The 13,948-nt window shown below is 66.9% G+C and carries 14 protein-coding genes; 7 read left to right on the forward strand and 7 right to left on the reverse strand.

Annotated features, from left to right (window positions below):
• Positions 1-317: 317 nt before the first annotated feature.
• Positions 318-1,760, forward strand: a complete 1,443-nt coding sequence (locus KRR55_RS00705; protein WP_217387124.1) for an MFS transporter — start codon at positions 318-320, stop codon at positions 1,758-1,760.
• Between the two features lie 11 nt (positions 1,761-1,771).
• Here the strand turns inward: KRR55_RS00705 and KRR55_RS00710 are convergent, their stop codons facing one another.
• Both KRR55_RS00710 and KRR55_RS00715 read right to left on the reverse strand, forming a co-directional pair.
• The gene (locus KRR55_RS00710) at positions 1,772-2,386 is read right to left on the reverse strand and encodes a TMEM175 family protein (protein WP_217387125.1); all 615 of its coding nucleotides are present in this window, start codon (positions 2,384-2,386) and stop codon (positions 1,772-1,774) included.
• A 140-nt stretch (positions 2,387-2,526) separates the two neighbouring features.
• The gene (locus KRR55_RS00715; RefSeq protein WP_217387126.1) at positions 2,527-3,474 is read right to left on the reverse strand and encodes a CHAD domain-containing protein; all 948 of its coding nucleotides are present in this window, start codon (positions 3,472-3,474) and stop codon (positions 2,527-2,529) included.
• Between the two features lie 233 nt (positions 3,475-3,707).
• On the opposite strand from KRR55_RS00715, the gene KRR55_RS00720 reads away from it, so the two are divergent.
• The 6 genes from KRR55_RS00720 to KRR55_RS00745 all read left to right on the forward strand — a co-directional run bounded on the left by KRR55_RS00720 (position 3,708) and on the right by KRR55_RS00745 (position 9,851).
• Complete coding sequence (locus tag KRR55_RS00720) at positions 3,708-4,439, forward strand: tyrosine-protein phosphatase (protein ID WP_217387127.1); 732 nt, start codon at positions 3,708-3,710, stop codon at positions 4,437-4,439.
• Positions 4,436-5,269, forward strand: coding sequence for a metallophosphoesterase (locus KRR55_RS00725; protein WP_217387128.1), 834 nt, complete (start codon positions 4,436-4,438; stop codon positions 5,267-5,269). The genes KRR55_RS00720 and KRR55_RS00725 overlap by 4 nt, the downstream gene beginning before the upstream one ends.
• Positions 5,270-5,339: 70 nt before the next feature.
• Positions 5,340-6,350 carry an ABC transporter substrate-binding protein gene (locus KRR55_RS00730; RefSeq protein WP_217387129.1) on the forward strand — a complete coding sequence of 337 codons (1,011 nt, stop codon included), beginning with the start codon at positions 5,340-5,342 and terminating at the stop codon, positions 6,348-6,350.
• A gap of 8 nt (positions 6,351-6,358) precedes the next feature.
• Positions 6,359-8,092, forward strand: a complete 1,734-nt coding sequence (locus KRR55_RS00735; RefSeq protein WP_217387130.1) for an ABC transporter permease — start codon at positions 6,359-6,361, stop codon at positions 8,090-8,092.
• Positions 8,093-8,115: 23 nt separating this feature from the next.
• Complete coding sequence (locus tag KRR55_RS00740) at positions 8,116-9,246, forward strand: ABC transporter ATP-binding protein (RefSeq protein ID WP_217387131.1); 1,131 nt, start codon at positions 8,116-8,118, stop codon at positions 9,244-9,246.
• Positions 9,243-9,851 (forward strand): histidine phosphatase family protein, encoded by a 609-nt coding sequence (locus tag KRR55_RS00745; protein ID WP_217387132.1) that lies wholly within the window; start codon positions 9,243-9,245, stop codon positions 9,849-9,851. The genes KRR55_RS00740 and KRR55_RS00745 overlap by 4 nt, the downstream gene beginning before the upstream one ends.
• On the opposite strand, the gene KRR55_RS00750 is transcribed toward KRR55_RS00745, so the two are convergent.
• The 5 genes from KRR55_RS00750 to KRR55_RS00770 are packed head-to-tail and all read right to left on the reverse strand — an operon-like array spanning position 9,848 to position 13,943.
• Entirely contained in the window at positions 9,848-10,159 is a 312-nt protein-coding gene (locus KRR55_RS00750) for a RidA family protein (RefSeq protein ID WP_217387133.1), read from the reverse strand. The genes KRR55_RS00745 and KRR55_RS00750 overlap by 4 nt on opposite strands.
• Before the next feature lie 35 nt (positions 10,160-10,194).
• Positions 10,195-11,289: an ABC transporter substrate-binding protein gene (locus tag KRR55_RS00755; RefSeq protein WP_217387134.1), complete on the reverse strand. Its 1,095-nt coding sequence runs from the start codon at positions 11,287-11,289 to the stop codon at positions 10,195-10,197.
• 13 nt (positions 11,290-11,302) lie between these two features.
• Positions 11,303-12,154 (reverse strand): ABC transporter permease, encoded by an 852-nt coding sequence (locus KRR55_RS00760; RefSeq protein ID WP_217387135.1) that lies wholly within the window; start codon positions 12,152-12,154, stop codon positions 11,303-11,305.
• Positions 12,151-12,984 (reverse strand): ABC transporter ATP-binding protein, encoded by an 834-nt coding sequence (locus KRR55_RS00765; protein WP_217387136.1) that lies wholly within the window; start codon positions 12,982-12,984, stop codon positions 12,151-12,153. The genes KRR55_RS00760 and KRR55_RS00765 overlap by 4 nt, the downstream gene beginning before the upstream one ends.
• Entirely contained in the window at positions 12,984-13,943 is a 960-nt protein-coding gene (locus tag KRR55_RS00770) for a dipeptidase (RefSeq protein ID WP_217387137.1), read from the reverse strand. Before KRR55_RS00770 ends, KRR55_RS00765 begins: the two co-directional genes overlap by 1 nt.
• Positions 13,944-13,948 lie beyond the last annotated feature (5 nt).

Consider the following 13,948-nt stretch of genomic DNA (forward strand, 5'->3'; position numbering starts at 1 on the left):
CCGGTAAATCGTCGGCGTGTGATCACCATTACAGACCACGGTTTGTCGTTAAGCAACGTTAAGTGAGTGGGCTCAGCAGCAGGAAGCCTCCAATGCAGAAAGCAGGCCGGAATCGAAGGGCGGTTGAGTAGGCCCGGGATCGGACGGGCAGGAAACTTGCTGAATGTTGCTTACCGCTTCGCGCGCCCGTAGCCTTCGGCGGGGCGAACCGGGAGCCCGTGGCCTTCGCGGTGGTCCGGAGGGACCGCAGGGGAACGATCCATCCTGGCCGGCCGAAACCCTACCGAAGCATCGGTCCCCGGTTCTAGGCTTGGAGCATGTCGCAGGAAGATCAGTCCTCCGCGGACGTAGGCACGACCGACAGGCAGCAAACAGCCACCCCAACGGCGCCCACGGCATCGGGGCACCGCACGTTCATGCACGTGCTGGTCAATACGGCCCTGGCCAATGTGATCACCAGCTTCCTGTGGTTCGCACTGACCTTCTGGGTGTACCTGGAGACGCGGTCGGTGCTGGCCACCGGACTCATCGGCGGGGCCTACATGCTGCTGGTCGCGTTCTTTGGCCTGCTCTTCGGGGTGCTGGTGGACAGATACCGCAAGCACGCGGTGATGGTGGGATCCACGCTGTTCACCGTTGCCTGCTTTGGGCTGGCCGCGGCCATGTTCATGCTGGTGCCAGAAGCCGAGCTGCTCAGCCTGACCGGCATCTGGTTCTGGCTCTTCGCCCTCGTGGTGCTCATCGGCGCGGTGGTCGAACAGCTGCGCAACATCGCGCTGTCCACCACCGTGACCCTGCTGGTGCCGGCGGACCGCCGCGCCAACGCCAACGGCCTGGTGGGCACGGTGCAGGGCCTGGCGTTCATGATCACCAGTGTCTTCAGCGGCCTGTCCATCGGCATGCTGGGCATGGGCGGAACCATCATCATTGCGCTGGTGGCCTGCGGCGCGGTGCTGGCACACCTGTTGTTCCTGCGGATCCCGGAGCCCAAGATCGTTCGCGCAGCGGATCGCGAGAGCTTCTCCGAATTGCGTGCGGGGATCGCGGCGGTCCGCGCGACCCAGGGGCTTTTCGCACTGATCCTGTTCACCACCTTCAACAACCTGACCGGCGGGGTGTTCATGGCGCTCATGGACCCCTACGGCCTGACGATCTTCCCGGTGGAGATCTGGGGCGTGGTGCTCGGGGTGACCGCCACCGGATTCCTGATCGGCGGCGGGCTGGTGGCCAAGTTCGGCCTGGGCAAGAACCCGATCCGCACAATGCTGATCCTGGTCGCCTTCAGCGGCGTGCTCGGTGCCACCTTCACGATCCGCGAATGGTGGTGGCTCTACGCCCTGGGCATCTGGATCTACATGATGCTCATCCCCGCGGTCGAGGCAGCCGAACAGACGGTGATCCAAAAGGTGGTGCCCTACAAGGTCCAGGGCCGGGTCTTCGGCTTCGCCATGACCTTCGAGTCGGCGGCCGCGCCGATCACCGCGTTCATGATCGCCCCGCTGGCCGAGTTCTGGATCATCCCCTACATGGCCTCGGAGCCGGGAAGGCAAGGCTGGGGCTGGTTGCTGGGGGAGGGGGACGCCCGCGGCATCGCATTGGTGTTCGTGGTGACAGGGGTCGCGTCGATCTTCCTGGGGCTCGCGGCACTGACCACGCGGTCGTACCGGCGGCTGTCGGTTGCCTACGCGACGGCGCCGGAGAGCGCACCGGCCGAGGACGGTGAGCCTGGAGCGGCGTCCGCCGCCGACGACGGGCACTGAAATCCAGGACGCTACGTGGCCCCGTGCCCCGCGCCGAGGCTGCGCTCGATCCGGCGGTCCGGGACCAGCCAGAGCACGGCGACAGCCACGAAGAACGCGACGCCCAGGTAGCCCCAGACATTGTCGTGCTCGCCGCCCAGCAGGGCGGCAAAGATCCCGAGGGTGTAGAGCACCAGGGACGCTTTGCCCTTCCGGTCCCGTCCCATGGCGCGCTTGAGCGTCGAGTCGGCCCCCTGCCCGCGGATGATCACGCGCTGCAGGATGAGGTAGGCGGCTGCCGCCGCCAACAGGTTGATGCCGTAGGTGACGACGGGCGTCTTGGCCAGGGAGCTTTCATCCATCCAGGCGGTGGTGAACGGCAGGAGGGATAGCCAGAAGAGCAGGTGGAGGTTGGCCCAGAGGACCCCGCCGGTGATCTTCTCGGTGACCTGGAACATGTGGTGGTGGTTGTTCCAGTAGATGCCGATGTAGACGAAGCTCAGCAGGTAGGTCAGCAGGCTGGAGCCGAGGACCGGGAGGAGCGAGGCCAGGTCGTGGCCCTCGGGGACCTTGAGTTCAAGGACCATGATCGTGATGATGATGGCCAAGACGCCATCGCTGAATGCTTCCAAGCGACTCGTGGGCATGCTCGGCCGCCTCCTTTCCCAAACACCTGCTCTTGCGTGAAATTGCTGGTCACGATACTTTCACACCGATAGGGCCAAAGCGTGGTTTTAACCTGCAACAATCCTCGAGGCGCCGGGCAGTGTGCGGCGACGGGAGTCGCTCAGCGGCGCAACCGCAGCGCGCCCGATGTCCGCCGTGCCCGGGCGTACTGTCGTGCCGCGGATCTGGCGATGTCTTCCTCCCGCTTGATTATCTTTTCGCACGCGCGCCGGGTTTCCTCCGGCAGGGCAGGGTCGGCGGCCAGGGATTCGAGGAAGGCGCGGGTCATCACGCTGTCCTGGTGGTTTCCCAAGATCTTCTGCAGCCGGCGGGACCGGCGGGCCAGGGCGGCGGCCCGTTTCGGGTGGATCCCGGCGGCGGATTCCGCGGCGTGCAGCAGCCGCTTGGTGTCCTTGCGCAGCCGGTGCAGCGCCACATCGCGGTCGTGTCCGGGTTTGGCGCGCAGCATGGCCCGGTGGGAACGGTCAACGATCCTGGCCTGGTCGTTGACCGATGCCGCGACCTCGGTGCCGGCGGGGCGGCGGGCAGGTTCCCTGGTCGGGGGATCGTCCCGGAAACGCCCGAGGTCCTCCAACAGCCGGCGGTAGCGCCTGGACTTCAAGGCCTTGCCCACCCGCCGGTGACCGGCGTCGCGGGCATCGCCGAACGCGCGTTCGAGGGACTCCGCGAGAACCTCGGTCCGCCATTTCGCGGGCAGTTCCGCGAGGCGGTCATCGAGTCGTTCGCGCACGACCTCGGCATCCCGGGAACGGCCCAGGGCCTTGGCCAGCCATTTCAGCTCGTGGCCCAGGCTCCGGCGTCGGCTTGTCTCGAAGAGATGCCCGTAGATGTCCAGGGCGGAACGCAGTCGCCGCGTCGCGGCACGCATGTCGTGGACGGCCCCGGGGCTCCCGGAACGGACCCCGGGTTCCTGGGTGCCCAGTTCGGCGATTTGCCCGTCCATGTAGGCGATGGCCACCGACAGCACCGTGGCCGTCTTGCCGGCCGCCGAGGAGCGCGAGGTGCCCGGGCGCCGAAGCAGGTTCCCGTGCCCACGGATCTTGGCCATGGAGTGCCTCCTCTCCCGCATCGCCTCAATCGCGATTCTAGGTGCCGGAGGTGAACGTGGACAGGGACTGCCCCGGGACCGCGACGCCGCAGCGGGAGGCGAAGACTTGACGAGCAGGTCGCCTGCCCGTGGACGGGAATTAACCCTCCGGCCACGTGGGAGGACTTGAATCAAGGGTGCCACTGGAATTCCCAGTCGGGGAAACACGACAACCACTTGAGGATTCAGCCTGTATGTCCCGTTCGATGGAAGCCGCCACCGCGGTGCCGAACCTGCGCCGGGTCCCCTCCGCCGGCGACGGTCGGCTGTTTCGGTCGGCTGCCCCCAGCGGACTGGAACGCGCGGGCATCCGGGAGCTGGATGCCCTCGGCGTGCGGACCGTCGTGGACTTGCGTGAGCCCTTCGAGGTCGCCGAGCGCCGGGGCTACGTCCCGGCGGGCGCCGTGCATGTTTCGGTGCCGCTGTACCTCGGCCCGCTGCCCGTGGCCACCGCCATCGAGGACGTCTACTGCCACCTGATCGCCGATCGCGGCACGGAAATCACCAAGGCGGTGGGAGCCATCGCCGCGGGCCTTCCGGAAGGCGTGCTGGTGCACTGCGCCGCGGGCAAGGACCGCACCGGCCTGGTGGTGGCCCTGGTCTTGGAGGTTGCCGGCGTGCCGCGCCAGATCCTGCTTGGCGACTATGCGCGCAGCGCCAGGGACCTGCCGGCAAGCTACCGCGAGCGGGTGAACCTGGAGCTGGCCTGCGCACTGGGGGACAGCGCGGAATTGCAGGCGGCGCTGCACCTGCACCTGGACAGCCCGGCCGCGGTCCTCGACGACGCGCTGGACATGGTCGAGGCGCGCTACGGTTCGGCCGCCTGCTATCTGCTGGCCCACGGGCTGGATCCGGCGGATCTGACGGTCATCCGCGAGGAATTGGCGGGCCCCGGTGCCGCGGAGGAAGCCGGGCCGGACGTTTGAGTGCCCGCGGCGCCACCCTGGTGCAACTGACCGACACCCACCTGCTGGCAGGCGGCGCCTTGCTGCGGGGGCGAATCGACACCTGGGCGCGGACCACCGCGGCCCTGGGTGCGGCCGCCCGGTTTTCCCCCGACGCGGTGCTGGTCACCGGGGATGTTTCCGACCGCGGCGCCCCGGTCTACTCGCGTGCGGCCGAGCTGTTTGGGCAGGCGGAAAGGGAACTGGGCTGCCCGGTCATCGTGGTGCCGGGCAACCACGATCCGGCGGGCGCGGTCGGCGCGGCGTTCAACCGCAGGCGCCTGGCCAGCGGCCCGAACCCGGCGGACACGGTGCACCTGGTGGCTGGCCTGCGCATCATCGGGCTGGAGACCCACGGTTTCCGCGAGGCCGCCGGCAGGCTCAGCGACCGGCAGCTGCTCTGGCTGCGGGCGGTACTGCAGGCACCGGCACCGCGCGGGACGGTGCTGGCCATGCACCACCCGCCGATCGAGTCCCTGTTGCCGGAATTGGCCGGCCGCGGCCTGGCCCGCCCCGGGGAACTTGCGGCGGTGCTTGCAGGCAGCGATGTCCGCGGCATTCTCTGCGGCCACTACCACCTGCCCGGCACCGGAAGCCTGGGAACCATTCCGGTGTGGGTTTCCCCGGCGGTGTCCTACAACCACAACCTCTTCGCACCCGAAGGTTCGAAGCCGGGCACGGACCCCAGCTGGTTCAGCGTCATCAAGGTCGGTGCCGGGCAATTCTCCGCCACCCCGGTGCAGGTGCCGGTGCCCGCCGCGGCCCCCGCCCGCGAGGTGCCGGTTCCCGCCCGCCAACCGGCGCTGCTCTGATGATCCGTTCCGTTCGGCAACAACCACTCGCAAGCCGCACCACTGGTGTGCGGCACCCAAAGGAGAAGAAATGAAGAACCGCCTCACGGCACTTGCACCGTTGATGTTGATCCCGGTACTGGGACTGACAGCCTGCGCCGGTGTCGGAACCCCCGCCGATGCCGCTGCCACCAAGACCCTCACGGTCTACACTTCGGAGCCGCAGGCCAAGATCGACCAGGTCGTCGAGGCCTTCGAGAAGGCCAACGCGGGCGTCGAGGTCAAGGTGTTCCGGGCGGCCACCGGGGAACTGAAGACGCGCATCGCCACCGAGAAGCAGGCAGGAAAGATCACCGCGGACGTCGTCCTGGCGGCCGACGTCCCGACCTTCGAGTCCTACGCCGCCGACGGCTCGCTGGCGAAGCTGGACATCGAGAACGGGGCGGACCTGGACAAGAAATTCGTCGATGCCGAGGGCCACTGGGTGGGCACCCGCATCATTCCCACCATCATTGCCTACAACACCGGCGCCGTGAGCGAGGCGCCGGCAAGCTGGGCCTCGCTGACCGAAGACACCTACAAGGGCAAGATCGCGATGCCGAACCCGGACGTCTCGGGTGCCGCGGCCTTCAACACCGCGGTGTGGCTGCAGGAACCGAAACTGGGCAAGGGCTGGATGGAAAAGCTCGTGGCCAACGACCCCACGGTCCTGGAAAGCAACGGGCCGGTCGGCCAGGCCGTGGCCGAGGGCAGCTCGGAGGTCGGCATCGTGGTCGACTACGTGGCCCGCGAGCTCGCCGCCAAGGGCTCACCCATCGCCGTGGGCTACCCGAGTGACGGCGTCCCCTACGTCTCGCAGCCGGCAGGCGTCTTTGCCGATTCCGCCAACCAGGAAGTCGCCAACGACTTTGTTGACTTCCTGATTTCGAAGGAAGGCCAGGAATTGGCGGTCTCGCAGTCCTACCTGCCGGTCCGCGGGGATGCCGGCGTGCCTGCAGGTGCCCCGGCCCTGAGTGAGATCAACCTGCTGGATCCGGACCAGGTCAAGATCGCCGACGGCCAGAAGGCGGCGGTGGACTTCTTCAACTCGCTGCTGAAGTAAAGGACCCCATGGCGTTCCACACCATCGAAAAGACGGTCCCGGAGCAGGGACGGGAGTTCGCCCTCGGCGTGCCCGTTCCGGGTTCCGGCCGGCGCAACCGGAACTTGCCGTTCCGGAGACCAGGCCGCGCCTGGGGCGGCCTGGGCATGTTGCGTACGGTGGTGTGGGTCGCCATGGCCTTCCTGGTGGGGGTGCCGCTGGCGGCCCTGGTGCTTCAGGGAATCCAACCCGAGGCCCGAGTGGTCTTCGGGGACCCGGCCGTGGCGAGTGCCGCGCTGAACTCGGTGGCCAGCGCCACCGGCTCGGCACTGCTGGCCACCGTTGCCGGCGCATTCCTGGCCGTGGTGCTCGAGCGCGGCAACGTCCCTTCCAAGGGCATGCTGCGCTGGCTGGTGTTGTTGCCCTTCTTGATTCCGCCGTTCATTGGTGCCTTGGCGTGGATGGCGCTGCTTGGTGCCAACGGCCCGGTGAACAAGTCGCTGCAGTCACTGGGGATCGATGCCAAGCTGAGCATCTTCGGCGGCTGGGGAGTCGTCTTCCTGCTGGCAGTGCATTCTTACCCCGTGGCCTACCTGGTCATCGCCGCCGCCCTGCGGCGGATCCCGGGGAACCTGGAGGAAGCGGCGCGCATCTCCGGGGCGGGCACGGCCCGGGTGCTCGGCACCGTGACGCTTCCGCTGCTGCGCCCCGGGCTGCTCGCGGCATTCGTGCTCACCCTGGTGGCCAACCTTTCAGACTTCGGCATCCCGGCACTGATCGGGCTGCCGGAACGCTACACGACCCTGACCACCCTGGTGTATCGATACCTGGCCTCCAGCACCACCAGCAACCCGCTGCCCGCGGTCTCGGCGATCGGCCTGGTGCTTTTGGCGCTCGCCGTGCTCACGGTGCTGGCCCAGCGCCGGCTGCCCACCGGCACGCAACTGGGCTCCGGTCCCGCCGGCATGGAGCTGGAATTGGGCCGCGCCCGGATTCCTGTTGCGGTGCTGTTGTGGCTGTGGACCGCCATCATTTGTTTGGTGCCGTTGCTGGCCTTGGCCAGCCAGGCACTGTTGCCGGCCCCGGGGGTCGCCTTGACGTGGGAGAACCTGACCCTGGACAACATCATTCGCGCATCGACTTCACCCGGTGCGGTCTCCGGGATCGGCAACTCGATCATGCTGGCCGGGGGAGCGGCGTTGTGCTGCACGGTCCTGGGATTGGGCATCGCGCTGTTGTTGACCCGCGACAAACACCGCAGCAATCCGGCGCTCGATGTGGCGGCAACCCTGCCCCAGGCATTGCCGGGGTTGGTGATTGCCGTGGGGTGGCTGCTCATTGCCCCCATGCTGGGAATCTTCAACACCTCGTGGGTGATCCTGGGCGCCTATGTCATGGCATTTCTCGCGCTCGTGGTCCAGGCCGTGCGCGCACCGATGGCCTCCGTGTCCTCCACGCTCGAGGAGGCGGCCCGCTCCGCCGGCGCGACTCCGTTGCGCGCCCTGCTCGATGTCACCGCCCGGCTGGCGGTCCCGGCCGCGGTGACCGGCGGGGTGGTGGTGCTGCTGACCGCGGTGCGGGAACTGACCATCTCCATCCTGCTGGTGGCACCGGGAAGCCAGACCCTGGGCGTGGCCATCTTCAACCTGCAGCAGTCGGGCGACTACGGCGGGGCTTCGGCCCTGGCCCTGCTGGTTGCCCTGGTGGGAATCCTCGGGCTCTCTGCCACCGCCGCGCTGGCCAATCGCCGTGCCGACAAATAGAAACTGTGTGAAAGGAGCTTCCCGTGGCAACCATTGAACTGACCAATCTGGGCCATGTCTACGGCAACGGGCACGTGGGCCTGGACGGAATCGAACTGGACGTGCGCGACGGCGAGTTCCTGGCCTTGCTCGGCCCCTCCGGTTCGGGCAAGACGACCCTCCTGCGCACCATTGCCGGTTTCCTGCGTCCCTCGGCGGGGAACCTCGCCATCGGCGGACGCAGCGTTGCAGGCGACGGAGTGTGGTTGCCACCCGAGAAGCGGGAGCTGGGCATGGTCTTCCAGGACCACGCCATCTGGCCGCACCTGAACGTCGCAGGCAACGTCGGCTATCCGCTGAAGCTGGAGGGTGTGCCGCGGATACAGATCGCCAGGCGCGTGGCCGCGGTGTTGGACCAGGTTGGCCTTTCCGAGTACGCCAAGCGGAAGCCTGCGGCGCTCTCCGGCGGCCAGCGCCAGCGCGTGGCGTTGGCTCGGGCGATCGTGGCCAAACCGCAGGCGCTGCTGCTTGACGAGGCGCTCTCCGCACTGGACGAACCCCTGCGGGCAAGGCTCCGGCTGGAGCTGCGGGCCCTGACCCGTGAGGAGGGACTGACCGCGGTACACGTAACCCACGACCGCGCCGAGGCCCTGGGCCTGGCCGACCGGGTGGCGGTGCTGAACCGCGGCAAGATCCAACAGGTCGGCACACCCCGGGAATTGCTGGAGAATCCCGTGAACGCCTTTGTCGCTTCCTTCGTCTCGGATGCGACGCTCTTCCCGGGCACCGTGGTCGACGGTCATTTTCATGCCGACCATCCCGGGCTGAGGTTCCGGATCGGAAGCGACACGCACGGGAACCCCGCCATACGGGTGATCGGGGAACGGGCGTTGGCAGGCGCGCGCCCGCGGCGCGCGGTCGCGGCGGTGGCGCCCACGGGGGTGCGGCTGGAACCGGCGGCCCGGAAGGCGCCACTGGATATCCAGTTGGCGCGGGTCACCTCGGCGCTTTACGGCAGACATGGATATGAAACCAGCCTGGACTGGGCAGGCACCGGGTTGCGCGTGTTGGTGGATGGCTGGGTGCCCAAGGAGGGGGAGCTGGTCCGTCCGGTGGTCGAGATGGCACATGTGTTCTGCGGGGAATCCGGTGGCGGCGAGGGGCGGGCGGCATGATCCAGTACAACTGGGCCCTGGTGCGCCACGGTGAAACCGAATGGAACCGCACGGGCCGGCTGCAGGGGCGATCCGACATCCCGCTGAACAACACCGGCCGGGCGCAGGCCCTGGCCGCGGCCGAGGAACTGGAGGCTCGGGGTCCCTGGGATCTGGTGGTCAGCTCGACCTTGGGCCGGGCACGTGAAACCGCGCGGATCATTGCCAAGCGGCTGGGAGCAGGTGCCGTGGTGGAGGTTCCTGCACTGGTGGAGCGCGACTACGGCCCGGCGGAGGGCGCAACCGTCGGGGGCATCGACGAGCAGGCGAAAACTGACCTGATGGCCGGCGGGGAAAGCACGGAATCGGTGGTGCTGCGAGGCACCGCGGCCTTGGCTTGGCTGGCCGCCTCCCACCGTGGGCGGCGTCTGGTCATCGTCAGCCACGGGACACTTATTCGGCTGGTGCTCTCTGCAATCCACGGACGTGATTTCCCGCGGGTGGAAAACGGTGAGGTCATCGAACTTCAGGGTGGCTTCGCGACTGCAACGGTGGGTTCGGATCGAGGGCAAGAGACCGAGGTGGGACCGGAACCACGACAGTCCCTGTCCCACCCCCATCGCTAACTCGTGTGTGCCACGACTTCGATTTCCAGCATCGACGCATCCCTGAAGCGGGTCACTTCCACCGACGTCCGCGGCGGAATCGGGTGACCGTCCAGAAACGCATAATAGATGGAGTTGAATTCCGGCAGGTTGTCGATATCGGACAGGTAGGCGTTGACCTTGACCAGCCTGCCGAGCCCCGAACCTGCCGACTCGAGGGTTGCGGAGATCTTCTCCAGCACCAGCTTCACCTGGTCCGAGAAGGCGGCCGGGACAGCGCCGTCGGGGAGCCGGGGCAGGTGGCCCCCGGTCCACACGACTTCACCCACGCGTGCGAACATGGGCGGAACCGGCGCGCCGGAACTCACTTGGCCTGCCATTCGCGGGCCTGCTTGATGACCGCCTTCGCGTCGAAGTCGTTGTACTTCTCGACAAGGTCGTAGTTGAACATCTTGTCCAAGGCGAAGTCGGAGGCCGAACCGGTGAGGATTCCGCCCTCAAGCCCGTCGTCGATCAGGCGCTGCATATCCTTCTCGGTCTGCTCACCGTAGCGTCCGGCGGATCCGACCTGTGCGGTGGTCTTCATGCGCAAGGCCAACTGGCCGGTGGCCATCTTCAGGTTTGCCGCCTCATCGCCCTGGGTCGGCTTGCTGGCGGGGAACTTTTCCCAGTGCATCTTCACCGCGGCCTCCGGGTTTTCCTGGGAGAAGACCAGGGCCTTGAAGAACGCGGTCCACAGTCCCGCCACCATGTCGGGCTTTTCGGAGACGTCCTTGGCTCGGCACACCAGCGAGGAGGTCCCGGTCATCGAGTCGGCCTCGGAGGCCACATCCACCACCGGCTCGCCGAGCAGCGACTCGATGACCATGTTGGGGCCGTCGAATCCCGAGTACGCCTGGATGTCGTTGTTCTTGAAGGCCTGAGCCGTCTGGGCGCCGTAGCCCACGGACAGGAACTGGTCCTTGCTGGGCTCCACACCGTCGTACCGCATGCCGATGCTGGCGATGTCGGTGGCAATCGAGGTCAGCGAGGAAACGCCGATGCTCTTGCCCGCCAGGTCGCCGGAGGTCTTGATGCCCAGCGATTCGGGGGCGATGACGCGGAAGATGTTGCCAGTGGTGGTTCCGACGATGACCAGGTTCGGGTCGTCCTCGATGGCGGAGAGCGCATTGTAGGTCGAGGCGTAGGTGCAGAAGGAGTTGCCGGAGGCCACCGACTGGATTGCCGCCAAGGCGGATTCGACCGGCTGCATCTCCACCTCGAGGCCCGCCTCCTTGAAGTAGCCCATGGATCCGGGGACCGTGGCGTAGCTGGCAGAGGTGGCGCTCAGCGACTGGTCCGCCACGGCGAAGGTGACACGGCTCAGTCCGTCGGCCTCCGAGGAGGAGCCCGCGCAACCGGTGAGTCCGATGGCCAGGGCGAGCGCGGCCGAGGACGCTGCGAGATTCTTGATTTTCATGAGTGGTCCTTTCCTACTGCTTGTAGTTCTTGAAAACGCGGTTGAGGATGGCCATGACAACCCAGATCATGGCGCCGAAGACACCGAGCACGATCAGCAACGCATAGGTCGTCGCGACGCTGCCGGTCTGGGTCGCCGACTGGATGGCAAAGCCCAGGCCCTGCCGGGCGGAGACGAACTCCGCGACGATGGTGCCGATCAGGGACAGCACCAGGGCCGTGTTCAGGGCCGGGAGGATGTAGCTGATGGCATTGGGGATCCGGAGCTTGAAGAGCACCTGCCAGGTGTTGGCCCGCATCGACTTGAACAGGTTGAGCTGGTCCACGTTGATGTTGGTGAGGCCGACCATGGCGTTGACCAATACCGGGAAGAAGGCCATGAGCGCCGCCAGCACGACCTTGGGCAGCAATCCATAACCGAAGGACGCAATGATCAACGGGGCGATGGCGACCTTGGGGAAGGTCTGGATGATGACCAGGAACGGGTAGATGGCCTTCTGCAGCGACTCGGAGAAGACGAAGATGAAGCTGACCAAGAGCGCGGCCGCCGTCGCCACGAAAAACCCGATGAGCGTGACGTAGGCGGTGGCACCCAGGTTCTTCCATACCGCCCCGGTGGCGAACATGTCCTTCAGCGCCTTGCCGACCTCGTCGGGCGGGGCGACAACCAGCGGGGACACCCATTCCTTGTCCGTGGCGACGTTCCATAGGATGAACCCGCCGACCAGCAAGACAATGGCGATGACGCCCGCGCGGAACGACGTTGATTTCAGGGTGAGCGCCAGCCTGCACGGCAACTCGTCGGGCGACGTCGTGGTGACGGCCCCGGGCCTGTCGATCTGCTGTGTCTTCTCGAGGATGCTCATGATGCCTTCCGTTTCTGTTCCACGTCGTGGCCGGACTTGGCCTCTTCGAGGCTGAGCCGCACCGTGCGGATGAGATCGTAGAACTCTTGGCTGTTGCGGATGTCCCGGTGGCGGGGCCGCGCAAGCGGCACATCGATCACCTCGTGGACCGCGCCGGGACGCGCCTTCATGACCACGATCTGGTCGGAGAGGAACACGGCCTCGGAGATGCTGTGCGTGACGAAGACCAGGGTCTTGGGTTCGCGGGCCCAGAGGGAGAGCAACTCGTCGTTGAGGTCCTCCCGGGTGAACTCGTCCAGCGCGCCGAAGGGCTCGTCCATCAACAGCAGGTTGGGCCGGGAGATCAGGGACCTGGCGATGGCGGCGCGTTGTTCCATGCCGCCGGAGAGCTCGCGGGGGTAGTGTCCGGAGAAGTCTTCCAGGCCCATGACCTTGAGTAGCTGCTGGGCGCGGTCCCTGACCCCGGAATCGATCCGCTTGCCGGAGATCTGGATCGGCAGCAGCAGGTTGTCCATGACGCTGCGCCAGGGCAGCAGGGTGGGCTTCTGGAAGGCGACGCTGACGCCGTCCTGCGGCCCGGCCAGGGTCTTGCCGTCGATCACCACCCGACCGGAGGTGGCGGTTTCCAGTCCCGCCATGATCTTGAGCAGCGTGGACTTCCCGCACCCGCTGGGGCCGATGAGCGAGATGAACTTCCCTGCCTCGAACTCCAGGGAGGTCTCCGCCAGCGCATGGATCGTCTTGCCCGCGCGGTGGTAGCGCTTGGTGACGGACTGGATGGAGATGCTGGTGGCCTGGGTGGCCGGCAATTCCGAGAGTGCAGCAGACATTACATGACCTCCTTGTAGTAGCGGTTCCAGTTTCCCCAGAGGATGTCGGCGGTTTCCCCTTCGCTGAATCCCACGCGCCGCAGGGCGGGACCGAACACGTGGAAATCACCGGGCCCCCGGTACCACTCGGTCTTGGTGGCGGTGGCGAGTCCCGGGCCGACGCTTGCGCCTTGTTGCGTGCGGAAACTCCAGCGCCCCTTGCGCATCCACGCCAGGTAAGCGGCGTCGCCGCCCTGGTTGTCGTCGGTACCGATGCCGATGTTCTCGGCACCGATCAACTCTGCGGTCCTGGCCACCATGGTTGCCCACTCGTCGGGGGATCCGTTGTAGCCGCGGGTGATGTTGTGATAGGTAGTCAGCCCGACCATGCCGCCGCGTGCCGCAAGTTCCTTCAGGATGTATGCGGGCTTGTTGCGGGGGTGGTCAACCAGGTCCGAGCAATTGGCGTGCGTCACCGCGACGGGCCTTGAGGAGGCCTGGATGGCCTCGAAGGAGGTGCGGTTTCCGACGTGCGAGAGGTCAACGACCATGCCGACGCGGTTCATTTCCCCCACGACCTCCTCGCCGAACCGGGTCAGTCCCGCGTCCTCGGGGTCGTAGCAGCTGCCGCCGATGTCGTTCTGGATGTTGTAGGTCAGTTGGGCCACGCGCACTCCCATCCTGTGGAACATCTCGACGTAGCCGAGGCGTCCCTGGAGGAATGCGCTGTTCTGGAATCCCAGGATGATGGCCACGCGGCCCTGGGCGGCGATGGCCTCGATTTGGGCCGGCGAGGTGCCGAGCCCGGCCAGGTCGGCGTTGTCGGCGATGAGCCGGTGCCAGGTGACCAGCGAATCCATGGATTCGGTGGCGTCCTCCCAGAAGCCGCAGGTCACCGTGGCACAGCGAACGCCGCCGTCGACCAGGTCCTGCAGGCCCGCCCGGTCCAGGCGCGAACAGATCAAGCTATCCAAGTACATGCCGT

It is taken from the genome of Paeniglutamicibacter quisquiliarum, assembly GCF_019084045.1.
Lineage (GTDB): Bacteria > Actinomycetota > Actinomycetes > Actinomycetales > Micrococcaceae > Paeniglutamicibacter > Paeniglutamicibacter quisquiliarum.